Genomic DNA, 24,581 nt, shown 5'->3' with positions numbered 1-24,581 from the left:
CCCCGGCCTGACCTGGGGTTCGTTTACCCAGGTCAGGGCACATGACAACGGTGTTCAGCGTCGCGTTGCCCGATACCCCCCGCCCGTAGTTCACTGTGATCACGGGCGGAACACGGGACCACGGACCGCAGGAGGGTGGAAAGGCACATGGGGGCCGGTCACGACCACGGGCACGCGCACGGCGTCGCCGCCACCGGCACGGCGGCGGCCGCTCACCGGGGCAGGCTGCGCGTCGCGCTGTCGATCACGCTCACCGTGATGGTGGTGGAGATCGTCGGCGGTGTCGTCGCGGACTCCCTCGCACTCGTCGCGGACGCGGCCCACATGGCGACCGACGCCCTGGGGCTCGGCATGGCCCTGCTGGCCATCCACGTCGCCAACCGCCCGCCGAGCGGCAACCGCACCTTCGGCTACGCCCGCGCCGAGATCCTCGCCGCGCTGGCCAACTGCCTGCTGCTGCTCGGCGTCGGCGGCTACGTGCTCTACGAGGCCGTCCAGCGGTTCCTGGAGCCGGCCGACACCCAGGCCGGCCTGATGATCGTGTTCGGCCTGATCGGCCTGGTCGCGAACTCGATCTCGCTGACGCTGCTGATGCGCGGCCAGCGGGAGAGCCTCAACGTGCGCGGCGCGTTCCTGGAGGTCGCCGCGGACGCACTGGGCTCCCTGGCGGTCATGGTCTCGGGCGCGGTGATCCTGCTCACCGGCTGGAAGGCCGCCGACCCGATCGCCTCCCTGCTCATCGCACTGATGATCGTGCCGCGCGCGGTCCGGCTGCTGCGCGAGACCCTGGACGTGCTGCTGGAGGCGGCCCCCAAGGACGTCGACATGGCCGAGGTGCGGGCCCACATCCTGGCCCTGGACGGCGTCGAGGACGTCCACGACCTGCACGCCTGGACGATCACCTCCGGCATGCCGGTGCTGTCCGCGCACGTGGTCGTCACCACCGAGGCGCTGAGCGCCATCGGCCACGAGAAGCTGCTGCACGAGCTGCAGGGCTGCCTCGGCGACCACTTCGACGTGGAGCACTGCACCTTCCAGCTGGAACCGAGCGGCCACGCGGAGCACGAGGCACGTCTGTGCCACTGACGCACACCTGGTCGAGCCCCGCGGCCCCGTAGTACGTCCGGACATGCGGGAGTGCCGGGAAGCGCCGGGAGTGCCGCTTTCGTACGGCAGACTTGGCCGCCGAGGACCGATGTGAAGGATGGGTATGTCGATCACACCTGCCACCGCGACGCAGAGCTCGTCGAACGGCGCCACGGACGCGATCTTGCTGGAGCTGGTCGACGAGGACGGCGTGACGATCGGCACCGAGGAGAAACTCGCCGCCCATCAGCCCCCGGGGCGGCTGCACCGTGCCTTCTCGGTGTTCCTCTTCGACGAGCGCGGCCGGTTGCTGCTGCAGCAGCGGGCGCTCGGCAAGTACCACTCCCCCGGCGTGTGGTCCAACACCTGCTGCGGCCACCCCTTCCCCGGTGAGGCGCCCTTCGCGGCGGCCGCCCGGCGGACGTACGAGGAGCTCGGGGTCTCGCCGTCGCTGATGGCCGAGGCGGGCACGGTCCGCTACAACCACCCGGACCCGGACTCGGGCCTGGTGGAGCAGGAGTACAACCACCTCTTCGTGGGCCTGGTGCAGTCGCCCCTGCGGCCCGATCCGGAGGAGGTCGGGGACACGGCCTTCGTCACTCCGGCCGAGCTGGCAGAGCGGCACGCCCGGGACACCTTCTCCGCCTGGTTCCCGACGGTGCTGGACGCGGTGCGTCCGGCGGTGCGCGAGCTGACGGGCCCGTCCGCCGGCTGGTGAGCGCGGGCGGCCCCCGCTCAGTGCGGGGGTCTCAGTGGCAGGGCGGCCCAGATCACCTTGCCGCCGCTCGTCGTGTGCTCGACGTCGCAGACGCCGCCGGCCTCGCGGGCGATCTCGCGGACCAGGAGCAGTCCGCGCCCTCCGGTCCGGCCGTGGTCGGCCTCCAGGGCGGTGGGGCGGTAAGGGTGGTTGTCCTCCACCGACACCCGCACCCACTCCGCTCCGACGGCGACCTCCACGGCGAGCATGGGCGACAGCACCGCCGCGTGCCGCACGGCATTGGTGACCAGCTCGGAGACGATCAGCAGCAGGCCGTACGCCAGGTCGTCGCCGGCGGGCACGCCCTGGCGCCCCAGCAGGTCGCGCACCGCGCGCCGGGCCTGCGGGACCGAGGCGTCGACCGCCGGGGCGGTGAACCGCCAGACGCCCTCGTACGGCGCCGGACGCGGCGGTCCGCCGTCCGGGAGTGCCCCCGCGCCGCCCTGGGGGCGCGAGCCGTCACCGCGCCCGTGGCCGTCCATCGTCGGGTCGCCGCCCTCGCGCTCGATTGTCACCACACGTCGAGTGTTGGTACTGCGCCGGTCCGACCCCAACGGCTGAACAGAAGTCAGCTGGTATAGAGCGCTTTCTGACCGGGTGCGTATGACACGGTCACGTGTGGGACCGGTCCTGTCGCCACCGCGCCACCTTCCTGAACCGTGCGGCGCAGGAGCCGCAGCCGTCGGCCGCGGCCGGAGGAGTGCGCCGGGCCGGCCCCGGGGCGCACGCCCCCGGCCCCGGGCCCGCTTCAGGCGGTCCGGTCGGCGACCAGGCCGACGACGCGGCGGCCGCCGAAGCCGGTGGCGAACAGCCCGAGCCCGTCGAAGAGCAGCGCGAGGGAGAAGAAGCAGCCGATGGCGCGCGGGCCGCCGGGCCAGGAGGCCAGTACCAGGACCCCCAGCATCAGGTCGAAGGCGCCCACGAGCAGCGTCCAGCCGAACTGCGGGCCGCGCACCACCACGGCGCCGACGACCCGGAACAGGCCGGCCGTCAGGAACAGCAGCGCGGCGAACATGGTGAGCGCGGCGGCGGTGGCGTGCGGCTCGCGGACGACGACGATCCCGGCGGCCAGGTTGAGCGCGGCGACGACGACGCCGAGCCAGAAGAAGGCGGAGTCCCGGGACTGGACGGCGTGCAGCAGCCCCACGAGGCCGCCGATCAGCAGCAGCCAGCCGAAGAGCAGCATGGACGTCGCACCGGCGAGGCCGGTGTGGACGAGCCCGACGAGCCCGGCCAGGACCAGGACCGCCCCCAGCGCGGCGAGCCGGCCGAATCCGCGGCGCAGCCGCTCCGCCTCGCCCCGCGAGGTGGTGGGCCCGGTCATCAGCGCCTCCTCGGTGCCCGGCCGGTCCGGAACCCCTGCCGCGCCCCCGAAGCCGCCGTGTCGTATCTCTCCCCCGGCCCTTCTTGATCAAACGTGTGGACCGGCGGATAGCATCCGGCCCATGGAGCCGCAGTTGCTGCACGACGTCGCCGACGGGGTCGCCACCGTCGTCGTCCACCACCCGGCCAAGCGCAACGCCATGACGGCCGCGATGTGGCGGGCCCTGCCGCCCCTGCTCGCGGACCTCGCGGCCGACGGTGGCGTCCGGGCGCTCGTGCTGACCGGCGAGGGCGGGACCTTCTGCTCCGGGGCCGACATCTCCACGCTGCGCGAATCGCCCGAGGAGGCGCAGCGGCTGGCGGTGCTGGCCGAGGAGGCACTCGCGGCCTTCCCGAAGCCGACGCTGGCGGCCGTGCGCGGGCACTGCGTGGGCGGCGGGGCGCAGCTCGCGGCGGCGTGCGACCTGCGATTCGCCGAGACGGGCGCGCTGTTCGGGGTGACACCGGCGAAGCTCGGGATCGTGTACCCGTCCTCCTCCACCCGGCGGCTGGTCTCCCTCGTGGGCCCCGCGACGGCCAAGTACCTCCTGTTCTCCGGTGAGTTGATCGACACCGGGCGTGCACTGCGTACGGGGCTGGTCGACGAGGTGCTGCCGGAGGGCGAACTCGGCAAGCGCGTGGCGGAGTTCACCGGGATCCTGACCGCCCGCTCGCAGCTGACGCAGGCCGCGGCGAAGGAGTTCGCGGGCGGGCGCACCGACCGGGACGCCCACTGGACGGGCCAGGCGCGCGCCGGGGGCGACACCGCGGAGGGCGTCGCCGCGTTCCTGGAGCGCCGGCCCCCGCGGTTCAACTGGACGGTTCCCCCCGCGGAGTGAGGCGGCTGCGCGCCCGCGGCTCCTCACCGGGCGCGCGGGCGCCGTGTACGGGGACCCGGCGTCGCAGGGCGGCCGCGGGGCGTATTCGACGGCGCGCCGGACGGCCCGGGCGCGGTCGTCGCCCGCGATCCGGCCGGCAGGGTCAGCGCCGTGTCGATGCCGCCGGAGACCTCCGCCGCGGTGACGTACGTGCCGTCGCCGACGGCCCGCTCCCCGGCCGGTTCGGCGCCGTACGCGGGCAGCTGCCCGGGGGCCGGCCGGTGGGAGGCCGCCCGACGGCCCGGCAGCGGCCCGGCCGCGGTCGGCAGTTAGAGAGGCCGTGCACACCGAGGTCGTCTCGGGTGGAGGCCGTGCCGCCGCGCGCAGCCGGTCCGGGAGCGGCCGGTGCTCCGTCAGGGCGCTCTGGCCGGGACCGCTCGGAACGACCGGCACGTCGGGCCGCGGCACCTCGTCGAGACTCCGGTCGGCGACGCCGCCGAGGGCCCCGGGCATCCGACCGGACCTCGCCGGGGCGCTCGGCGGCGAAGACGGTGCCGGCAGCCGGCAGCCGGGACAGGGTCTCGTACGGGCCGACGGCGTCGCGTGCGGTGCATCCGTCGTGGACGGCGATCGCGATCCGCCTGCGGGTCCCCCGGATCGGCGCGGCGCGGCCCGTCCCCGGCTCCTGGCGGCCCGGTGCGCGGGCGCGACGTCGGACGGCCCCGGGCGCGTCCGGCGGCGCGGGGGCGCGCCCGGCCGGCGGGAGCGTACGGGACGGGCGCCGGGTGCGCGGGGCGGGGCGAGCGGCCGCGGAATGCGCCCCGCCGGGGGCGCCCTGCTCACCCGGTGTCGGTCCCGCCTGCCACAATTGCCGCGCAACCCGAAGTGGAGAAGGCGGTACGCGATCGTGACGACACCCCTCGCAGGGTCCATCGAAGGCAGGATCGCCGAGGAACTCGGCGTACGGGAGCGGCAGGTCAAGGCCGCCGTGGAACTGCTGGACGGCGGTTCGACGGTGCCCTTCATCGCCCGCTACCGCAAGGAAGCGACCGAGATGCTCGACGACGCGCAGCTGCGCACGGTCGAGGAGCGGCTGCGCTATCTGCGGGAGCTGGAGGACCGGCGGACGGCGATCCTGGAGTCGGTGCGCGAGCAGGGCAAGCTCACCGACGAGCTGGAGGCGCGGATCCGGGAGGCCGGGACCAAGGCCCGGCTGGAGGACATCTACCTGCCGTTCAAGCCGAAGCGCCGCACCAAGGCCCAGATCGCCCGCGAGGCGGGCCTGGAGCCGCTGGCCGAGGGGCTGCTCGGCGACCCGTCGGTGGAGCCGCTCGCGGCGGCCGCCGCCTTCGTCGACGCCGACAAGGGCGTCGCCGACCCGCAGGCCGCGCTGGACGGCGCGCGGGCCGTCCTCACCGAGCGGTTCTCCGAGGACGCCGACCTCATCGGCGAGCTGCGCGAGCGCATGTGGGGGCGCGGGCGGCTGGCCGCCAGGGTACGCGAGGGCAAGGAGGAGGCGGGAGCCAAGTTCGCCGACTACTTCGACTTCGCCGAGCCCTTCACCGAGCTGCCCTCGCACCGGATCCTCGCGATGCTGCGCGGGGAGAAGGAGGAGGTCCTGGACCTCGTCCTGGAGCCCGAGGAGCAGGCCGACGGCCCGTCCTCGTACGAGGGGATCGTGGCGCACCGCTTCGGGATCGCCGACCGCGGCAGGCCGGGCGACAAGTGGCTGGCCGACACGGTCCGCTGGGCGTGGCGCACCCGCATCCTCGTGCACCTCGGCATCGACCTGAGGCTGCGACTGCGCACCGCCGCCGAGGACGAGGCGGTGGACGTCTTCGCGGCGAACCTGCGCGACCTGCTGCTCGCCGCACCGGCCGGCACCCGCGCCACGCTGGGTCTGGACCCCGGCTTCCGCACCGGGGTGAAGGTGGCCGTGGTCGACGCGACGGGCAAGGCCGTGGCGACGGACGTCATCCACCCGCACGTCCCGGCCAACCGCTGGGACGAGGCGCTGGCGAAGCTGGCCCGGCTGGCGAAGGAGCACGCGGTCGAGCTGATCGCGATCGGCAACGGCACGGCGTCCCGGGAGACCGACCGGCTCGCCGGTGAACTGCTCGCGAAGCACCCGGAGCTGAAGCTCACCAAGGTGATGGTGTCCGAGGCGGGCGCGTCGGTCTACTCGGCCTCCGCCTACGCCTCGCAGGAGCTTCCGGACATGGACGTGTCGCTGCGCGGGGCGGTCTCCATCGCCCGCCGGCTGCAGGACCCGCTGGCGGAGCTGGTGAAGATCGACCCCAAGTCGATCGGTGTCGGCCAGTACCAGCACGACCTGTCCGAGGTGAAGCTGTCCCGGTCGCTGGACGCGGTCGTCGAGGACTGCGTCAACGGCGTGGGCGTGGACGTCAACACGGCGTCCGTCCCGCTGCTCGCGCGGGTGTCGGGCATCACCTCCGGCCTCGCGGAGAACATCGTGGCGCACCGCGACGCCAACGGCCCCTTCCTGTCCCGGGCCCAGCTGAAGGGCGTGTCACGGCTCGGCCCGAAGGCGTTCGAGCAGTGCGCGGGCTTCCTGCGGATCCGCGGCGGCGACGACCCGCTGGACTCCTCCAGCGTCCACCCCGAGGCGTATCCGGTGGTGCGGCGGATGGTGAGCACCACGGGCCAGGAGGTGGCGTCGCTGATCGGCAACACGGGGATGCTGCGCTCCCTGAAGCCCGGCGACTTCGTGGACGACAGCTTCGGTCTGCCGACGGTCTCCGACATCCTCAAGGAGCTGGAGAAGCCGGGGCGCGACCCGCGTCCCGGCTTCCGCACGGCCACCTTCAAGGAGGGCGTGGAGAAGATCTCGGACCTGTCGGCGGGCATGGTCCTGGAGGGCGTCGTCACCAACGTGGCCGCGTTCGGCGCGTTCGTGGACGTCGGCGTCCACCAGGACGGCCTGGTGCACGTGTCGGCGATGTCGAGGACCTTCGTGAAGGACCCCCGCGAGGTCGCCAAGCCCGGCGACATCGTCAAGGTGAAGGTGCTGGACGTCGACATCCCGCGCAAGCGGATCTCCCTGACGCTGCGCCTGGACGACGAGGCGGCGGCGCCGCAGGAGCGGCAGCAGGGCGGCGGGGGCGAGGGCCGCCGGCGCGGCGGACGCCCGCCGCAGCAGCGCCAGCCCCGCGGCGGGCAGAACCGGGGCGGGCAGAGCGGCGGCGGGCAGAGCGGCGGCGGTCAGGGCGGCGGGCGGCAGGGCGGCGGGCGCCAGCCGGCTCCGCCCGCGAACAGCGCCATGGCCGACGCGCTGCGGCGCGCGGGCCTGCTCGGCAGGAACAACGGCGGCCGCTGAGCCGTCCGGGCCCGGACTCCCCGCTCCACCACGGGGGTCCGGGCCCGGCCCGCCCGTAGGGTGACGGCATGCCGACGACACGCGTCATCACCTGGGACGTCACCGCGGGCCGCGGATACGGCACCGCCTGGATCGAGTTCGGCCGCCGCAGCCTGCGCGCGCACGGCCGGGCGGTGGCCACGGCGCCGGAGCCCTACTGGGTCGACTACGCGCTGGAGACGGCTGAGGACTGGGTGACCCGCCGGCTCCTCGTCACGGTCGCGTCCGCGGGGCCGACCCGGTCCCTGGACCTGCGGCACGACGGCTCCGGCGGGTGGACGGCGAACGGCGCGCCGCTGCCGGAGGTCACCGGCGCGCTGGACTGCGACCTGGGGCTGTGCCCGCTCACCAACACCATGCCCGTGCTCCGGCACGGCCTGCACCGGGGTCCCGGCGAGCGGGAGTTCCTGATGGCCTGGGTGTCCGTGCCCGACCTGGCCGTGCTGCCGTCCCGGCAGACCTACACCCACCTCGCCCGCACGGACCGGGGCGCGCGGGTGCGCTACGCCTCCGGCGGCTTCACCAGCGATCTGGAGATCGACGCGGACGGCTGCGTCGCCGACTACCCGCAGCTCGCCACCCGGCTGGGGGCCTGACACGGGGCTCGCACGCTCCGCCGCCCGGCCCGGTCGATCCGGCCCGGTCCCGGGCGGTAAGGGCCCTACCGCTCGGTCACCTTGCCGTCCGCGACCTCCAGCCGGCGGGTCACGTGGACCGCGTCCAGCATCCGGCGGTCGTGGGTGACCAGGAGCAGCGTGCCCGGGTAGCCGTCCAGGGCGGACTCCAGCTGCTCGATGGCGGGCAGGTCGAGGTGGTTGGTCGGCTCGTCCAGGACCAGGAGGTTCACGCCCCGGCCCTGGAGGAGGGCGAGGGCGGCCCGGGTGCGCTCGCCCGGGGACAGCGTGGCCGCCGGGCGCAGCACGTGGTCCGCCTTCAGGCCGAACTTGGCGAGCAGGGTGCGGACGTCGGCCGGCTCGGTGTCAGGAACGGCCGCGCAGAAGGCGTCGAGCAGCGACTCGGGGCCGTGGAAGAGCCGGCGGGCCTGGTCGACCTCCCCGACGACGACACCGGAACCGAGCGCGGCGTGCCCGGCGTCCACCGGGATCCGGCCGAGCAGCGCGGCCAGCAGGGTGGACTTGCCGGAGCCGTTGGCCCCGGTGACGGCCACCCGGTCCGCCCAGTCGAGCTGGAGGGTCACCGGGCCGAGCACGAAGCCGCCGCGCCGCACCTCGGCGTCGCGGAGGGTGGCGACGACGGCGCCCGAGCGCGGGGCCGCGGCGATCTCCATCCGCAGGTCCCACTCCTTGCGCGGCTCCTCGACCACGTCGAGGCGTTCGATGAGGCGCTGGGTCTGGCGGGCCTTCGCCGCCTGCTTCTCGCTGGCCTCGCTGCGGAACTTGCGGCCGATCTTGTCGTTGTCGCCGGCCTTGCGGCGGGCGTTCTTGACGCCCTTGTCCATCCAGGAGCGCTGGGTCTGCGCCCGCTCCTGCAGGGCGGTCCACTTGGCCGCGTACTCCTCGTAGTCGTCGCGGGCGTGCCGGCGGGCCACCTCGCGCTCCTCGAGGTAGGCCCCGTACCCGCCGCCGTACAGGGTGATCCGGCTCTGGGCGAGGTCGAGTTCGAGGACCTTGGTGACGGTACGGGTGAGGAACTCGCGGTCGTGGCTGACGACGACCGTGCCGGCGCGCAGTCCGCCGACGAACCGCTCCAGGCGCTCCAGGCCGTCGAGGTCGAGGTCGTTGGTGGGCTCGTCGAGGAGGAAGACGTCGTAGCGGGACAGCAGGAGGGAGGCGAGGCCCGCGCGGGCGGCCTGGCCGCCGGAGAGGGCGGTCATCGGCTGGTCCAGGTCGACGGCGAGGCCGAGGGAGTCGGCGACCTCGTCGGCCCGTTCGTCGAGGTCGGCGCCGCCGAGCGCGAGCCAGCGCTCCAGAGCGGCCGCGTAGGAGTCGTCGGCGCCCGGGGCCCCGTCCACCAGGGCCTGGGTGGCGTCGTCCATCACCCTCTGGGCCTCGGCGACGCCGGTGCGGCGGGCGAGGAACGCGCGCACCGTCTCGCCCGGCCGGCGCTCCGGCTCCTGCGGCAGGTGGCCGACGGTCGCGGCGGGCGGCGACAGGCTGAGCTCGCCCTGCTCGGGCGCGCTGAGCCCGGCCAGCAGCCGCAGCAGCGTGGACTTGCCGGCGCCGTTGGCACCGACGAGCCCGATCACGTCCCCGGGGGCGACGACGAGGTCCAGCCCGCTGAACAGGGAGCGGTCGCCGTGCCCGGCGGCGAGGTTCTTGGCGACGAGGGTGGCAGTCATCAGACCGCTGATCCTAGCGGGCACGGCGGCGGCCGCCGGGTGCGCAGTCCGTGGGAGGGGGCGGCGCGCGGAGGGCGGTTGCCGTCCGCATGCGTGGCGCCGCCCCGGCGTCCGGGCGGCGGGACCCGACACCGGCCGCCGGTGGCGGCAGGGCCGGAGGCGCGCTCCCGTGGCGGCGGGCGGGCGGCCGGGCCGGTGGACCCGGCCGCCCGGTCCGGTCAGTGCCCGGGGATCCGGGACACGGCGCGCGGGGCGCCGACGCCGGCGGCCGTGTCTCCGGAGAGCGCGGCGGCCGGGCCCGGGCCTGCGGTGGCGCGGGCGAAGGCGGCCTCGCCGCCCACCAGTGGGAGCCGGGCCGAGGTGCGCGCCAGGTCCAGGGTGAGCGTCGGGGTCCCGGCGGGCGGATCGATGAGGTCCTTGTCGGTGCCCGCGACGATCAGCGCCAGCCGGTGGCCCTTCGGCACCACGTGGTCGGTGGCGGCCAGGTCCAGGGTGATGGTGCAGGCCCGTCCCGGGGTGAGCGGGACGCCCTTCAGGCCCGGGGCCCAGTGGCCGAGGTCGGCCCAGCCTCGGCTGACGACGGTGCGGTCGACGGCGGTGGTGCGGGCCGCGGTGCGCAGGAAGCAGGCGCTGTCCGCGGCGGTGCTCGCGCCCCAGCAGGTGCGGTCGGTGAACGTGGTGATGCCCTCGGCGGCGTCGGCGTAGTCGCGGATGGTGTCGGGGCCCACGTCGACGAGGACGGCGGACAGGTGGGCCGCGGACGTGGTCGGGGTGGCGGTGACGGTGACCCGGGAGGAGCCGGACAGCCGCAGGTCGCGGGTGAGGGGGCGGCTGACGAAGCCGGCCTTGTCCGGGGTGGGCGTGCCGATCTGCGCGGCCCAGTCGGTCTCGCTGTGCCGGGGGTCGTCGGTGAAGGTCTCCGTGCCGCGGGCGCGGCGCAGTCCGAGGACGCCGACGCCGGCGCGGTCGCCGGGGGCGGGCCGCAGGACGGCGGGGGCGGTGCCGCTCGGCGGCCAGACCGCGGAGGTCACCCACTGGTCGGGGTGGCGCTCGACGTCGGCCATGGGCGCGCGGTCGATTCCGTTGTCGTAGCCGAGGAGTTCGTGGTCGAACCAGCGGTGCAGGGTGTCGACCCAGGCGCCGCGGCGGTAGTCGAAGGGGTCGACGTGGCCGGTCTGCGAGAGCCAGATCTTGCGGTGGACGCCGTGCGCGGCGAGGGCGTCCCACCACTGGCCGAAGTTCTTGGTGCGGACGTTGAGGTCCTGCAGGCCGTGCACCAGGAAGACGCTGGCCCGGACGCGGGCGGCGGAGCGGACGTAGTCGCGCCGGGTCCACAGCGGGGTCCAGTCGCCGTTGCGCGGGGCGCCCGTGACGAGCCGGTGCTGCACGGCGGCGCAGTGGGAGCGGGCCGCGGGGCTCTCGACGTAGTCGGAGAGCCAGTCGGGGCCGGAGTCGTAGAGCGGCGCGCCCTGGGCGAAGTAGTAGTCGTACCAGGAGGATATGGCGCTGATCGGCACGATGGTGCGCAGGCCGGGCACGCCGGTGGCGGCCACGCCGTTGGCGATGGTGCCGTCCCAGCTCTTGCCGATCATGCCGGTGCGGCCGTTGCTCCAGTCCGCGGTGACCCGGGTCGAGCCAGTGCGGGTGGTGTAGCCGCGGGCGCGGCCGCCGAGCCAGTCGATCACGGCCTTGGCGGACTGGACGTCGGAGGGGCCGCCGACGTCGACGCAGCCGTCGGAGCGGTTGGTTCCGGCGAGGTCGACACCGATCACGGCGTAGCCGCGGGGCACGAAGTAGTTGTCGTAGAAGAGCGGCATCCGCGCGACGGCGCCGTGCGCGTCGTACGTCTTCTTCTGGTTCTCGTTGCCGCGCCCGCAGCAGGAGTAGTAGGGGCTGGCGTCCATGATCACGGGGATTCTCCGGCCCCGGAGCGCGGGTTCGCGGGGCCGGACGATGTCGGCGGCCACGCGGTCGGTGCGGCCGTCGCCGTCGAGGTCGAGGCCGGTGTCCACCCAGACCGCCTCGCGGACGGCGTTCGCGTACGAGTAGACGGGCCGGCTCTCGTCAGCGGGCCGGCTCTCGCGCGGGGCGCCGTGGGCGGCCGCCGCCGGGGTGAGGAGTGCGGCCGCCAGGGCGGCGACGACCGCCACGAGGAGCGGTCTCAGGTGCGCACAGCGCATGCGTGTCGGCATGGGCGGGACGCTACCGGGGTCAACTGCCCTACAGAAGAGCACACTTGATGCCCTGTCGGACGCAGGTGGCCGAGAACGATCCTTAGGGGCCGGTCGTGCGTGGCGGCCGGATGGCGATCGTGTGACAGGAGCAGTCATGGACACGCCCGGGAGGGCGGGGACTCAATAGGCTCCGGACAGATTCCGTGCCCCTACGACTTGGAGTTCTCGTGCACCGCAGAACCATCGCTCCGGGCGCACTCGCGGCCGCGTCCCTGCTGCTGGCGATCCCGGCCTCCGCCGCGACCTACTCCCCCGGCGCGCCGGGCATCGGCGACCCCTACTACCCGATGTACGGCAACGGGGGGTACGACGTCTCCCACTACGACCTCCGGCTGGCCTACCGGCCCTCGACCGACGAGCTCCAGGGCACCGCCACGATCCAGGCGCGGGCCACGCAGGACCTCTCCCGCTTCGACCTGGACTTCCTGCTGGACGTGAGCGAGGTGCGGGTGAACGGCGCCCGGGCCGCCTTCACCTCCTCCGGCGAGCACGAGCTGGTGGTCACGCCGAAGAACCCGCTGGCCAAGGGCACCCCGGTCACGGTCGTCGTCCGCTACCACGGGGTGCCGTCGACGAAGAGCGCCTACGGCTTCAATACCTGGCACCGCACCGCGGACGGAGCGGTCGCGGCGGACGAGCCCGAGGCGGCATGGTGGTGGTTCCCGAGCAACGACCACCCCCGGGACAAGGCCACCTACGACGTGTCGGTCGCCGTGCCGGACGGCACCCAGGCGCTCTCCAACGGCACACTGCAGTCGACCGTCTCGCAGCGCGGCTGGACCCGCTACAACTGGCGGCAGGACAAGCCCCAGGCGACGTATCTGGCCACGCTCGCGATCGGCCGGTTCGACATCACCACGGGCACCTCCGAGGGCGGGGTGCCGGTGATCAACGCGTACAGCCGGAACCTCGGCGCCAACGACGGCGCGGCGCGGGCGAGCGTGGAGCGCACCGGGGAACTGGTCGACTGGCTGAGCGGCTATTTCGGGCCGTATCCGTTCAGCTCGGCCGGCGGCTACGTCCCCGCCACCACCACCGGGTACGCCCTGGAGACGCAGACCCGGGTCTACTACAGCCCGAAGCAGTTCGCGGCCGGCTCCAACACCTCCGTCGTCGTGCACGAGCTGGCCCACCAGTGGTACGGCGACGACGTGTCGCTCAAGGGCTGGAAGGACATCTGGCTCAACGAGGGGTTCGCCCGGTACGCGCAGTGGCTGTGGTCCGAGCACGAGGGCGAGGGCACCACGCAGGAGCTCGCCGACTACGTGTACGCGTCGCATCCGGCCGACGACGCCTTCTGGACCGTGAAGCCCGGCGACCCGGGCCCGGAGAACCAGTTCGAGCTGCCCGTCTACGACCGGGGCGCGCTGGCGATCCAGGCGCTGCGCAACGCCGTCGGCGACCGCGCCTTCTTCGCGGTCCTGAAGGGCTGGCCGAAGCAGCACGCGTACGGCAACGCCTCGGTGGCCGACTTCGAGAAGTACGCCGAGAAGGTGTCCGGGAAGCGGCTCGGGACGCTCTTCGACACCTGGCTGTTCCAGCCGTCGAAGCCGGCCGCGCCCGCGGCGCGGGCGGCGGCCGTCGCCCCTGCCGTCGCCGTGAGGATGGCCGTCCGCGGCGGCCGGGCGCCGGGGGCCACCTTCAGACGGATCTCGCCCGGAGCAGGAACGACGCGTACGCAGACGCTGTTACAGCGTTGACCTGGCGTCACGAAGACGGCAATCGGGCGTCCTTTGCCGACGCAGGCGAGGCGTACGCGGACACGGTGAAGTGGGCGCAGACGCAGACCGAGGAGGCCGTCGAGCTCTACAAGCAGGGCACCAGGGCTGCGAAGGAAGCGGCCGACGCCTACCGGATCAAGGCCCAGGTGTATACCGCCAAGGTCCGGGCGGAGCAGGATCCGGGACCGAAGCCGGAGCCGGACCACAACGCGGGGAAGGCCGACGCCAAGGCGGCCTTCGACAAACTGCGCGAGGCGCGCAAGCAGCGCAACACGGCCGCATCCGAAGCGCAGAGCAAGGTGAAGGCGGCCCTCGCACACGCACCCGCCGAACCGCCGCCGCTGGAACGCCTCGGGAACGACTTCACGGACGGTCTGCAGGCCGCCAACACCGAACTCACCCACGTCGTGGGCGGTGTCCTCAAGGGCACCGGGGGCCTGGTCAACTTCGCCCGCGGCCTCGACCCGATGGACCCCTACAACCTCACCCACCCGGCCGCCTACGCCCAGAACGTCAGCATGACCCTGGCCGGACTGGTCTCCACCGCCACCCACCCCGAACGCGTCCCCCAGGCAGCGATCGACGGCTTCAAGAAGGACCCCTCCGAATTCGTCGGCCGCCTCATCCCCGAACTCGTCGGCACCAAAGGCGCAGGCCTCGCCCGTGGCGGACTGCGTATGGCGGCCAAGGAGGGCCTGGAGTCGGCAGCGCAACGCGGATTAAGGGAGAGCTTCGAGCGTCAGGTCGCCAGAGGTTCCCAGGACCCTATGCCCGAGCGCGCCGATGTCATGCAGGCGCTGCGCGACTCCAACCCGCAGATAGTGAACAAGAAATGGCCGGACACTGATGGCCGGTACTATGCGGACCGAGTGCTCGCCGGTGGCCGAATGGACGGGGAAAAAGTCTTCGCCGGTCACGGTTATCTCAAAAGCAGGGCCGGCGAAACCGTCATCCCCGAGGGAACCCACATCTCTTTCTACGTGCAGCACAGAGATGCACTTCCCGGACTCAACGGTCTGACTGTCGAGCGAGGCGTGTACCCGGGAGGTTACGTAGAGACATTCGGACCGGGGAAGGCAATTCCAAACTACACGCTGGGGCCTCCCGCCTCAACAGGCGGTGGAGGTTTCAGCGTGTTCGAGAATTCGACGAGCGTTGACAGAGAGACCCCGCTGAGCGAACTGCTGAAGCCTGGTATGGGAAATGTTCACTGGGCTGCGTGCCGCGAGCTCAAGTAGAATGTCTCAACCTGCAAGGAGAGCCGTACATGGATGCAACAAAAAAACGTCACTGGGTGTTGACGGATGTATCACTCGCCATCAAGGGGCATGATCTCCAGCCCGAGGAAATCACGTCCTTCCTCGGCATCGAGCCCACCGGGGTACGCAACCCGGGACCCAGCAAATGGAGTCGCCCGGGCGAGATCGACGGACAGTGGGGAATCAACTGCGACTCGAACGTCAGTCGGGACCTTCATGAGCAGCTGGGAAACATCCTTGCCACTGCGGAAAGCAAGCGGACCGAACTCGTGCAACTGATCGAACGGGGATACGAGGTGATCGTCGACATCTACGGATTTTCCGGGAACGACTGCACCCTCACCCTCCAGCCGGAGGAAGTCAAGCGAATTGCATTGCTCGGACTCCCCCTCCGAGTCGCGGCCAATATGAACGAGCGCTGAAAGTACGGACTGGAGCGAAGTTGAAACCGTGGGGTAATTTGAGCACGTCCCTGGTCATCACAGGTCAGGAAGTGAATTCCACTTTTCTGATTACCGAGTTGCAACTGACCGACAGCGAAGAGTTCTCTTCGTCCAAAGGAGTGGACACGTATTCCAGCCCTGGCTGGGCCACGCTCACCGTTGACGAGCGGCATTCGAAAAGCGTCGACGAACAGGCCGAGAAGCTTATCGGACTCCTCAGCCGCCGCAAGCCGGCGCTGGACGCGCTGAAGGAGGCGGGAAAATCCGTTAAGGTCGATCTGGCAGGAATTGCCGAGGAGTCAGGAACGGGACTCCTCATCTCGCCGGGCGTTCTCGCGGGTCTTGCAGAGCTAGAGGTCCCCGTCACCTTCACGACGGTCCGGGAATCCGGGGAGGACGAGGAAGACCCCCTCGCCTGGCTCGACTGAACCCCCGGACGGCGGTCTACGGCGGCGCGTTCCGCGGCATTGCCACCAGAGACGAGAAGACCGCCACCTCCTACGAGGTGGCGGTCGTACTCGCGTCGTCCCTGCTCTGGACCAGAGCCGTCCGGAGTCGGACCCTACTCGGTGATGCCCGACAGCTCCCGGTCCGCGGCCTGCGAGACGCGGCGGCGGACGCCGAACCAGCCGGCGACCAGGAGGACGGCGATCAGCGGGATGAGGAGCAGGGTCTTGCGGCCGACCTCGGGGTCGTCCCACATCATGCCGAGGCAGGCCAGCAGGAAGACGATCGTGGCGATCTCGGTGACCGGGCTGAGGGGCAGGCGGAACGTCGGCCGGGTGACCAGGCCCTCCTTGGCGCGGCGGACGAAGACCAGGTGGCAGATCATGATGATCACCCAGGTGCTGACGATGCCGAGGGAGGCGACGTTCAGCACGATCTCGAAGGCCTGGCTGGGCATCAGGTAGTTCAGGCCCACGCCGAGCACGCAGACCGCGCAGGTCAGCAGGATGCCGCCGTAGGGCACCTGGCTGCGGCTCATCACGCGGGTGAACCTGGGCGCCGAGCCCGCCATGGCCATGGAGCGCAGGATGCGGCCGGTGGAGTACAGGCCGGAGTTCAGCGAGGACATGGCGGCGGTGAGGACCACCAGGTTCATCACGTCGCCGGCGGCGGGGACGCCGATCCGGGACAGGACGGTGACGAAGGGGCTCTCGTCGGCCGAGTAGACCGAACCGGGCAGCAGCAGGGCGAGCAGGACGACCGAACCGCAGTAGAAGAGGCCCACGCGCCACATGATCGAGTTCACCGCGCGCGGGACGATCTTCTCCGGCTCGGAGGTCTCGCCGGCCGCGACGCCGACCAGCTCCAGGGCGGCGTAGGCGAAGATCACGCCCTGCATGACCAGGACGACCGGCATCATGCCGTGCGGGAAGACGCCGCCGTGGTCGGAGATCACGTGCATGCCGGGGGCCTGGCCGCCGACGTGGTGCTGCGTGGCCAGCAGGAAGATGCCGATCAGCATGAAGCCGACCAGGGTGGCGACCTTGACGATGGAGAACCAGAACTCCATCTCGCCGAAGATCTTCACCGAGATCAGGTTCACCGTGAGGACGACCGCCAGGGCGATCAGCGCCAGGACCCACTGCGGGACCGGCGTGAACATGCTCCAGTAGTGCGTGTAGAGCGCGATCGCGGTGATGTCGGCGATGCCGGTGGTCGACCAGTTCAGGAAGTACATCCAGCCGGCGACGTAGGCACCCTTCTCGCCGAGGAACTCGCGCGCGTACGACACGAACGACCCGGACGAGGGCCGGTACAGGACCAGCTCGCCCAGGGCGCGGACGACGAAGAACGCGAAGACGCCGCAGACCAGGTAGGCCAGTGCCAGGGCCGGGCCCGCGGTGTGGAGGCGGCCGCCGGCACCCAGGAACAGTCCGGTGCCGATGGCGCCGCCGATGGCGATCATGTTGACGTGGCGGTGCTTGAGGTCCTTGCTGTAACCGGCGTCGCCCGCGTCTGCGGGCGTCCCGGTCGCCTGGGGGTGTTCGGCGACGGGTGCCGTGTGCACGGAGTCCTTGCTCACGGGTGGTTCCACTTCCTTGGGCCCCGGGCGGTGTGCGCCCGGGGGGCCGTACGTGTCGCGGCCCGCACCACCCATGACGCGGTACAGACCAAGGCAGCAGCTTCCCAGGGAGATCACTTCTCATGCGATGGCCCATGTCACACAGCGGTCCTTCTCACATGATCTCCGCGCGCGCTCCACGGGTTCCGCCGGGGGCGGATCCGGGTTTCACAGCACTGGTGAGACAGCGATACTGCTGCACATGACGACCGACACCGGGGAGCCGACCCTCACGATCGACGAGCTGGCCGCGCGGGCCGGTGTCACGGTGCGCACGGTCCGCTTCTACGGCACCCGCGGCCTGCTGCCGCCCCCCGAGATCGGACCGCGCCGGGTGGGGCGCTACGGGCGGGAGCACCTCGCCCGGCTCGCGCTGATCGAGGAGATGCAGCACCAGGGCATGACCCTCGCCGCGATCGAGCGCCACCTGCGGCAGCTGCCGCCGGACCTCACCCCGCACGACCTCGCCCTGCACCGCGCGGTGGTCGCCTCCTGGACGCCGGACGCGCGGGAGACCCTGTCGGCGGCGGAGGTGGAGCGGCGGGCCGGCCGCAGCCTGAGCGGGGAGGACCTGGAGCGCCTGGCGTCGATGGACGTGCTCGCCCGGGACGGGGACGCCTACCGCGTCGACTCCGGCCTGCTGCGCCTCGGCGTGGAGCTGCTCGACGTGCCGCTGTCCGAGGGGACGGTCCTCGCGGCCCGCACCGCACTGGTCGGGCACGCCCGGGCGGCCGCGCGCGAGCTGTCGCGGCTGCTGCGGGAGGCCGTGGCCGAGCGGGACGCGCAGGACGTGCGGTCGCTGTCCGCCCACATGCACCCGCTGGTGGTGCAGGCGCTGCTGACCACCTTCCAGCGGGCGCTGAAGGAGGAGCTGCGGGAGTGGATCGACGGCCCGCGCGCGGAGCGCCCCCGGGAGGGGGATCCCGGGGGCGCTTCCTCGGCGTGAGCGGCGGACGCGTCAGCGCGCGTCGGTGAAGGTCTCCCCGCGCTCCGCCTTCTCCACCAGCAGGGCGGGCGGGGTGAAGCGCTCGCCGTAGCGTTCGGCGAGCTCCCGTGCGCGGGCCACGAAGCCGGGCAGGCCGCCCTCGTAGCCGTTGACGTACTGCAGCACGCCGCCCGTCCAGCCCGGGAAGCCGATGCCGAGGAGGGAGCCGATGTTGGCGTCGGCCACCGAGGTCAGCACGCCCTCCTCGAGCAGCCGGACGGTGTCGAGCGCCTCGGAGAAGAGCATGCGCTCCTGCAGGTCCCGGAACGGGATCTCGTGCCCGGGCCGGGTGAAGTGCTCGCGCAGTCCCGGCCACAGCCCGGCGCGCCGGCCGTCCTCGCCGTACTCGTAGAAGCCGGCGCCGCCGCTGCGGCCCGGGCGGCCGAACTCGTCGACCATGCGGTCGATGACGGCCTCGGCGGGGTGCGCGGCCCAGGTGCCGCCCGCCTCCTCGACGGCGCGCCGGGACTCGTTGCGGATCTTGCGCGGCAGGGTCAGGGTGAGCTCGTCCATCAGGGACAGCACCTTGGCCGGGTAGCCCGCCTGCGCGGCGGCCTGCTCGACGGAGGCGGGCTCGACCCCCTCGCCGACCATCGCGACGCCCTCGTTGATGAAGTGGCCGATCACCCGGGAGGTGAAGAAGCCGCGCGAGTCGTTGACGACGATGGGCGTCTTGTCGATCTGCCGGACCAGGTCGAAGGCGCGGGCCAGGGCCTCATCGCCGGTGCGCTCCCCCCTGATGATCTCCACCAGGGGCATCTTGTCGACGGGCGAGAAGAAGTGCAGTCCGACGAAGTCGGTCTGCCGCTCCACTCCCTCGGCGAGCAGGGTGATGGGCAGGGTGGAGGTGTTGGAGCAGAGCAGCGCGTCGGGCGCGACGACCTGCTCGATCTCCTCGAAGACCTTGTGCTTGAGGGCGGCGTCCTCGAAGACGGCCTCGATCACCGCGTCGCAGCCGGCGAGGTCCTGGACGTCGGCGGTGGGCGTGATGCGGGCGAGCAGCGCGTCCGCCTTCTCCCGGCTGGTGCGGCCCTTGGCGACGGCCTTGTCGCACAGCTGCTCGGAGTAGCCCTTGCCCTTGACGGCGGCCTCCAGGGACACGTCCTTGAGGACGACGTCGATGCCGGCGCGGGCGCAGGCGTAGGCGATGCCCGCGCCCATCATCCCGGCGCCGAGCACGGCGGCCTTCCGCACGGTGCGCCGGTCCACGCCGTCGGGGCGGCTGGCGCCGGAGTTGACGGCCTGGAGGTCGAAGAAGAACGCCTGGATCATGTTCTTCGAGGTCTGCCCGGCGGCCAGCTCCACGAAGTAGCGGGCCTCGATGACCTGGGCGGTCTGGAAGTCGACCTGGGCGCCCTCGACGGCGGCCGCGAGGATGCGGCGCGGGGCCGGGTAGGGGGCGCCGTTGGTCTGCTTGCGCAGGGTGGCCGGGAAGGCGGGGAGGTTGGCCGCGAACTTCGGGTTCGACGGGGTGCCGCCGGGGATGCGGTAGCCCGGCACGTCCCAGGGCTGCTGCGACTCGGGGTGGGCGTCGACGAACGCGCGGGCCTTCGCGAGGAGTTCCTCGGGGGTGGCCGCCACCTCGTGGACTAGGCCGTTCTCCTGGGCGCGCCGGGCGTTGTACCGGGTGCCCTGGAGTAGGACCTTCAGCAGCGCGTCGGCGATGCCGAGCAGGCGCACGGTGCGCACGACGCCGCCGCCGCCCGGGAGCAGGCCGAGGGTGACCTCGGGGCAGCCGATCCTCGTGCCGGGCGCGTCGAGGGCGACGCGGTGGTGGCAGGCGAGGGCGAGCTCGAAGCCGCCGCCCAGGGCGGCGCCGTTGATCGCCGCGACGACCGGCTTGCCCAGGGTCTCGATGCGGCGCAGGTCGCGCTTGATGGCGAGGCCGCCGTCGAAGAGGTCCTGGGCCGTCTCCGGGGTGACACGGATGAGGTCGCGCAGGTCGCCGCCGGCGAAGAAGGTCTTCTTGGCGGAGGTGAAGATGATGCCGCGGATGGAGTCCTTCTCGGCCTCCAGGCGGTCGGTGACCGCGGCGAGGGAGGCGCGGAAGGCCGCGTTCATGGTGTTCGCGGACTGGTCCGGGTCGTCGAGGACGAGGGTGACGACGCCGGTGTCGTCCTGCTCCCAGCGGATGGTGGTGCTCTCGGTCATGGCAGGGGTCTCCGTTGAGGTCTCTGGGGGGCGCAGGGAGGTCAGACGCGCTCGACGATCGTGGCGATGCCCATGCCGCCGCCGACGCACAGCGTGGCGAGGCCGTACCGCTTGTCCTGGCGCTCCAGCTCGTCGACGAGGGTGCCGAGGATGATGGCGCCGGTGGCGCCGAGCGGGTGGCCGAGCGCGATCGCGCCGCCGTTGACGTTGACCTTGTCCAGGGACAGGCCCATGTCCTTGACGAAGCGCAGCACGACCGCGGCGAACGCCTCGTTGATCTCGACGAGGTCGATGTCGTCGATGGTCAGCCCGGCCTTGGCGAGCGCCTTGCGGGCGGCCGGGGCGGGTCCGGTGAGCATGATGGTGGGCTCGGAGCCGGAGACGGCGGCGGACACGATCCGGGCGCGCGGGGTGAGGCCGTAGCGCTCGCCGACCTCACGGGAGCCGATCGCGGTCAGCGAGGCGCCGTCGACGATGCCGGAGGAGTTGCCCGCGTGGTGGACGTGGTCGATCCTCTCCACCCAGTGGTACTTCTGCAGCGCCACCGCGTCGAAGCCGCCGAGTTCGCCGATGTCGGCGAAGGAGGGCTTCAGCGAGGCGAGCGAGTCGGCGGTGGTGCCGGGGCGCATGTGCTCGTCGTGGTCGAGGACGACGAGGCCGCCGCGGTCCTTCACCGGGACGACGGAGCGGTCGAAGCGGCCGTCCTTCCAGGCGGCGGCGGCCCGCTCCTGGGACAGGGCGGCGTACTCGTCGACGTCCCGGCGCGTGAAGCCCTCGATGGTGGCGATCAGGTCGGCGCCGATGCCCTGCGGCACGAAGTTGGTCTCGAGGTTGGTCATCGGGTCGTTGAACCAGGCGCCGCCGTCCGAGGCCATGGGCACCCGGGACATCGACTCGACGCCGCCGGCGAGCACCAGGTCCTCCCAGCCGGAGCGGACCTTGGCGGCGGCCATGTTGACCGCTTCCAGGCCGGAGGCACAGAAGCGGTTCTCCTGGACGCCCGCGACGGTGTCCGGCAGCCCCGCCGCGACGGCGGCGATGCGGGCGATGTCGGACCCCTGGTCGCCGACCGGTCCGACGACACCGAGCACGATGTCGTCGACGGCCGCCGGGTCGAGGCCGGGGAAGCGGTCGCGGATCTCGTGGATGAGACCGACGACCAGGTCGACGGGCTTCGTGCCGTGCAGGGCTCCGTTGGCCTTGCCACGCCCGCGCGGGGTGCGGATCGCGTCGTACACGTACGCTTCGGTGCTCACTGACAAGCCTTTCAACGAGGGGTGGGGTCGGGGCCGGGGTGGGGGGACGGCCGGGCCGGGGGTCCGTCAGGCGCCGTCCTCCCGGAGCGAGGGCACGTCCCAGTCGCGGGCCACGGCGTCCGTGTCGGCGCCGGGGAGCGCGGGTCCGGCCCGGACGGCGGTGGGGGTCGCGGAGAAGCGGGGTGCCGGGGCCGGCTGGGTGATGCCGGCGTGGTCGGTGAAGGTGCCGCGGGCCGCGAGGTGGGGGTGGTGCGGGGCCTCGCGCAGCGACAGGACGGGGGCGACGCAGGCGTCGGAGTCGCGGAAGACCTCCGTCCACTCGTCCCGGGTGCGGGTCGTGAAGCGGGCGGCGACGGCCTCGCGCAGGGCGCCCCAGCGGCCGGGGTCGGCGTGGGCCGGGGCGTGGTCCGCCAGGCCGAGCAGGGTGAGGAACTCGCCGTAGAAGCGCTCCTCCAGGGCACCGACCGCCATGTACCCGCCGTCGGCGGTCCCGTAGGTGCCGTAGTAGGGGCAGCCGCCGTCGAGGAGGTTGGCGCCGCGGCGGTCCTGCCAGGCGCCGGCGGCGAGCATGCCGTGGATCATGGCGGACAGGTGGGCGGTGCCGTCGACGATCGCGGCGTCCACCACCTGGCCGGCGCCGGTGGCCCGCGCGTGGTGGAGGGCGGCGAGGATCCCGACGACGAGGTAGAGCGAGCCGCCCGCGTAGTCGCCGAGGAGGTTGGCGGGCACGGCCGGCGGCTCGCCGGGACGGCCGATCAGGCCGAGGGCGCCGGTGACGGCGACGTAGGCGATGTCGTGCCCGGCGCGCGGGGCGAGCGGGCCCTGCTGGCCCCAGCCGGTCATCCGGCCGTAGACCAGACGGGGGTTGCGGGCGTGGCAGGCGTCCGGGCCCACGCCGAGGCGCTCGGCGACGCCGGGGCGGTAGCCCTCGACGAGGACGTCGGCGCGGGCGGCCAGGTCGAGGACGCGGCCGGGGCCGTCGGGGTCCTTCAGGTCGACGAGGACCGACCGCTTGTTGCGGTTGGTGACGTCGTGCGCGGGGTCGATCCCGAGACCGGGGCCGCCGGGCCGGTCCACCCGGACGACGTCGGCGCCCAGGTCGGCCAGGAGCATGGCGGCGAACGGGCCGGGCCCGATGCCCGCGAGCTCGACCACGCGCACGCCGGTGAGCGGGCCGTGCCGCCCCGGCGTCCGAGCCGTTGTCATCCAGCCCCCTCGCTGTGACACAACCGATGTAACACCGACGATGCTAAGAACGTGTTCCAGTCGGCACAAGACCCGACGAGCAAGCGCTTAGTCAAGTTCGCGGCCTTTCTCCCGCTCGGCCCGCCCGCCCGGCCGCCGCCCGGTGGCCGGGACCCTCGGGCCCCTCGCCGGGCCTCGCACCCTTCACGCTAGCCTCGGCCACCGACAGCGGCGCGGGCTGCGCGACCACAGCCGGCCGGAGCGGGACCAAGGGGTGTCATGAGCAGGATGAACAGGACCGACCGTCCGTACGATCTCGTGCTCTTCGGAGCCACGGGCTTCGTCGGAGCGCTCACCGCGGAGTATCTCGCCGCGCACGCTCCCCGGGAGATGCGCTGGGCGATCGCGGGCCGCAGCGAGGAGCGGCTCCGCGAGCTGCGCGAGAACCTGCCCGGCGGCGCGGAGCCCGACGTGCTGCGCGCGGACGTCGGCGACCCGGCCTCGGTGCACGAACTCGCCCGGCAGGCCCGCGTGGTGGCCACCACCGTGGGCCCCTACGTGCACTACGGCGAGGAGCTGGTCGCCGCCTGCGCGGAGCACGGCACGGACTATCTGGACCTGACCGGCGAGCCCGAGTTCGTCGACCTGGTCTACGTCCGGCACGACGCCCGCGCGCGGGAGTCCGGGGCGCGCCTGGTGCACGCCTGCGGGTTCGACTCCGTCCCCCACGACCTGGGCGCCTACTTCACGATGCAGCAACTGCCTGAGGGCGTTCCGCTGACCGTGGACGGGTTCGTCCGGGTGGACGCGGCCTTCTCGGGAGGCACCTTCGCCTCCGCGCTCACCCAGTTCTCGCGGGCCCGGCAGATGTGGTCCGCGGCCCGGGACCGGGGGCGGTACGAACCGCGTCTGGTGGGGCGGCGGGCGTCGGCCCCGGCCGGCGCGCCGCGCTTCGCCAAGGAGGTCGGCGCGTGGGCCCTGCCGCTGCCGACGATCGACCCGCAGATCGTGGCCCGGTCGGCACGGGCCCTGGACCGCTACGGGCCCGACTTCCGCTACCGCCACTACGCGGCCGTGGAGCACCTGCCGTTCGCGCTGGGCGGCATCGCGGCGGTCGGCACGGTCGCCGTCGCGGCCCAGGTCCCGGCCGCGCGCCGCTGGCTGTCCGGCCGGCTCAAGCCGGGCGAGGGCCCGAGCCCGGAGAAGCGGGCCCGGAGCTGGTTCTCCGTGCGTTTCGTCGGCGAGGGCGGAGGGCGCCGGGTGCGCACGGAGGTCGCGGGCGGCGATCCGGGCTACGACGAGACGGCGAAGATGTTCGCCGAGGCGGCCCTCGCGCTGGCCTTCGACGACCTGCCCCCCGTGGCGGGCCAGCTGACCACCGCCGTGGCCATGGGCGACGCGCTGATCGAGCGGCTGCGCGCGGCGGGCATCACCTTCAGAGTCGCGGCGACCCGCTAGGTGTATTGATCACGAGCGTTGTTGACAGCTGCAGGGCTTGATCATGGCGAAGACCTCCGGTGTGGTGGAGCTGTCTAGGACTGCACCGCACGGAGGTCTTCGTGTCCCACCGTAATGCCCGGC

General features: G+C 72.8%; 19 protein-coding genes. 11 read left to right on the top strand and 8 right to left on the bottom strand.

All coding sequences use genetic code 11. The features are described from left to right. The first annotated feature begins 147 nt into the window (after nucleotides 1–147). Nucleotides 148–1,086 carry a cation diffusion facilitator family transporter gene (locus P3H78_RS29865; protein ID WP_276112302.1) on the top strand — a complete coding sequence of 313 codons (939 nt, stop codon included), beginning with the start codon at nucleotides 148–150 and terminating at the stop codon, nucleotides 1,084–1,086. 124 nt (nucleotides 1,087–1,210) lie between these two features. Beyond that, on the top strand, nucleotides 1,211–1,804 hold the full coding sequence (idi, locus tag P3H78_RS29860) for an isopentenyl-diphosphate Delta-isomerase (protein ID WP_276112301.1): 594 nt from the start codon (nucleotides 1,211–1,213) through the stop codon (nucleotides 1,802–1,804). Nucleotides 1,805–1,821: 17 nt separating this feature from the next. Here the strand turns inward: idi and P3H78_RS29855 are convergent, their stop codons facing one another. Both P3H78_RS29855 and P3H78_RS29850 read right to left on the bottom strand, forming a co-directional pair. After that, nucleotides 1,822–2,325: an ATP-binding protein gene (locus tag P3H78_RS29855; protein WP_276112317.1), complete on the bottom strand. Its 504-nt coding sequence runs from the start codon at nucleotides 2,323–2,325 to the stop codon at nucleotides 1,822–1,824. Nucleotides 2,326–2,591: 266 nt separating this feature from the next. After that, nucleotides 2,592–3,167: an HdeD family acid-resistance protein gene (locus P3H78_RS29850; RefSeq protein ID WP_276112300.1), complete on the bottom strand. Its 576-nt coding sequence runs from the start codon at nucleotides 3,165–3,167 to the stop codon at nucleotides 2,592–2,594. A 121-nt stretch (nucleotides 3,168–3,288) separates the two neighbouring features. On the opposite strand from P3H78_RS29850, the gene P3H78_RS29845 reads away from it, so the two are divergent. The 3 genes from P3H78_RS29845 to P3H78_RS29830 all read left to right on the top strand — a co-directional run bounded on the left by P3H78_RS29845 (nucleotide 3,289) and on the right by P3H78_RS29830 (nucleotide 7,995). Continuing rightward, the gene (locus tag P3H78_RS29845; RefSeq protein WP_276112299.1) at nucleotides 3,289–4,044 is read left to right on the top strand and encodes an enoyl-CoA hydratase/isomerase family protein; all 756 of its coding nucleotides are present in this window, start codon (nucleotides 3,289–3,291) and stop codon (nucleotides 4,042–4,044) included. A gap of 886 nt (nucleotides 4,045–4,930) precedes the next feature. Beyond that, on the top strand, nucleotides 4,931–7,360 hold the full coding sequence (locus tag P3H78_RS29835; RefSeq protein ID WP_276112298.1) for a Tex family protein: 2,430 nt from the start codon (nucleotides 4,931–4,933) through the stop codon (nucleotides 7,358–7,360). Nucleotides 7,361–7,428: 68 nt separating this feature from the next. Continuing rightward, entirely contained in the window at nucleotides 7,429–7,995 is a 567-nt protein-coding gene (locus tag P3H78_RS29830; RefSeq protein ID WP_276112297.1) for a putative glycolipid-binding domain-containing protein, read from the top strand. 65 nt (nucleotides 7,996–8,060) lie between these two features. Here the strand turns inward: P3H78_RS29830 and P3H78_RS29825 are convergent, their stop codons facing one another. After that, entirely contained in the window at nucleotides 8,061–9,698 is a 1,638-nt protein-coding gene (locus tag P3H78_RS29825) for an ABC-F family ATP-binding cassette domain-containing protein (protein WP_276112296.1), read from the bottom strand. A gap of 218 nt (nucleotides 9,699–9,916) precedes the next feature. Beyond that, nucleotides 9,917–11,890, bottom strand: a complete 1,974-nt coding sequence (locus P3H78_RS29820; RefSeq protein ID WP_276112295.1) for a Xaa-Pro dipeptidyl-peptidase — start codon at nucleotides 11,888–11,890, stop codon at nucleotides 9,917–9,919. Between the two features lie 209 nt (nucleotides 11,891–12,099). On the opposite strand from P3H78_RS29820, the gene P3H78_RS29815 reads away from it, so the two are divergent. From P3H78_RS29815 to P3H78_RS29800, 4 genes are read left to right on the top strand one after another with little or no spacing between them, the layout of a single operon-like run. Next, nucleotides 12,100–13,632, top strand: a complete 1,533-nt coding sequence (locus P3H78_RS29815; RefSeq protein ID WP_276112294.1) for a M1 family metallopeptidase — start codon at nucleotides 12,100–12,102, stop codon at nucleotides 13,630–13,632. Continuing rightward, complete coding sequence (locus tag P3H78_RS29810; protein WP_276112293.1) at nucleotides 13,629–14,891, top strand: putative T7SS-secreted protein; 1,263 nt, start codon at nucleotides 13,629–13,631, stop codon at nucleotides 14,889–14,891. Before P3H78_RS29815 ends, P3H78_RS29810 begins: the two co-directional genes overlap by 4 nt. A 29-nt stretch (nucleotides 14,892–14,920) precedes the next feature. Beyond that, nucleotides 14,921–15,334 carry a DUF4279 domain-containing protein gene (locus P3H78_RS29805; protein ID WP_276112292.1) on the top strand — a complete coding sequence of 138 codons (414 nt, stop codon included), beginning with the start codon at nucleotides 14,921–14,923 and terminating at the stop codon, nucleotides 15,332–15,334. Nucleotides 15,335–15,372: 38 nt separating this feature from the next. Further along, nucleotides 15,373–15,783, top strand: a complete 411-nt coding sequence (locus P3H78_RS29800) for a hypothetical protein (RefSeq protein WP_276112291.1) — start codon at nucleotides 15,373–15,375, stop codon at nucleotides 15,781–15,783. 134 nt (nucleotides 15,784–15,917) lie between these two features. Here P3H78_RS29800 and P3H78_RS29795 read toward each other — a convergent pair whose 3' ends face one another. Then, nucleotides 15,918–17,384, bottom strand: coding sequence for an amino acid permease (locus P3H78_RS29795; RefSeq protein WP_276112290.1), 1,467 nt, complete (start codon nucleotides 17,382–17,384; stop codon nucleotides 15,918–15,920). 241 nt (nucleotides 17,385–17,625) lie between these two features. On the opposite strand from P3H78_RS29795, the gene P3H78_RS29790 reads away from it, so the two are divergent. After that, nucleotides 17,626–18,369: a MerR family transcriptional regulator gene (locus tag P3H78_RS29790; protein ID WP_276112289.1), complete on the top strand. Its 744-nt coding sequence runs from the start codon at nucleotides 17,626–17,628 to the stop codon at nucleotides 18,367–18,369. Between the two features lie 12 nt (nucleotides 18,370–18,381). Here P3H78_RS29790 and P3H78_RS29785 read toward each other — a convergent pair whose 3' ends face one another. From P3H78_RS29785 to P3H78_RS29775, 3 genes are all read right to left on the bottom strand, one after another. Then, on the bottom strand, nucleotides 18,382–20,559 hold the full coding sequence (locus tag P3H78_RS29785) for a 3-hydroxyacyl-CoA dehydrogenase NAD-binding domain-containing protein (protein ID WP_276112288.1): 2,178 nt from the start codon (nucleotides 20,557–20,559) through the stop codon (nucleotides 18,382–18,384). Between the two features lie 41 nt (nucleotides 20,560–20,600). Continuing rightward, nucleotides 20,601–21,815, bottom strand: coding sequence for an acetyl-CoA C-acetyltransferase (locus P3H78_RS29780; RefSeq protein ID WP_276112287.1), 1,215 nt, complete (start codon nucleotides 21,813–21,815; stop codon nucleotides 20,601–20,603). A gap of 66 nt (nucleotides 21,816–21,881) precedes the next feature. After that, nucleotides 21,882–23,021 (bottom strand): CaiB/BaiF CoA transferase family protein, encoded by a 1,140-nt coding sequence (locus tag P3H78_RS29775; RefSeq protein WP_276112286.1) that lies wholly within the window; start codon nucleotides 23,019–23,021, stop codon nucleotides 21,882–21,884. Nucleotides 23,022–23,279: 258 nt separating this feature from the next. Here P3H78_RS29775 and P3H78_RS29770 point away from each other — a divergent pair, with 258 nt between their 5' ends. Continuing rightward, nucleotides 23,280–24,458, top strand: coding sequence for a saccharopine dehydrogenase family protein (locus P3H78_RS29770; RefSeq protein WP_276112285.1), 1,179 nt, complete (start codon nucleotides 23,280–23,282; stop codon nucleotides 24,456–24,458). The last annotated feature ends 123 nt before the right edge of the window (nucleotides 24,459–24,581 follow it).

Source organism: Streptomyces tropicalis (assembly GCF_029269835.1).
Lineage (GTDB): Bacteria > Actinomycetota > Actinomycetes > Streptomycetales > Streptomycetaceae > Streptomyces > Streptomyces tropicalis.
The sequence above is the reverse complement of the archived record's forward strand: the minus strand, read 5'-3'. Positions and strand labels throughout refer to the sequence as shown.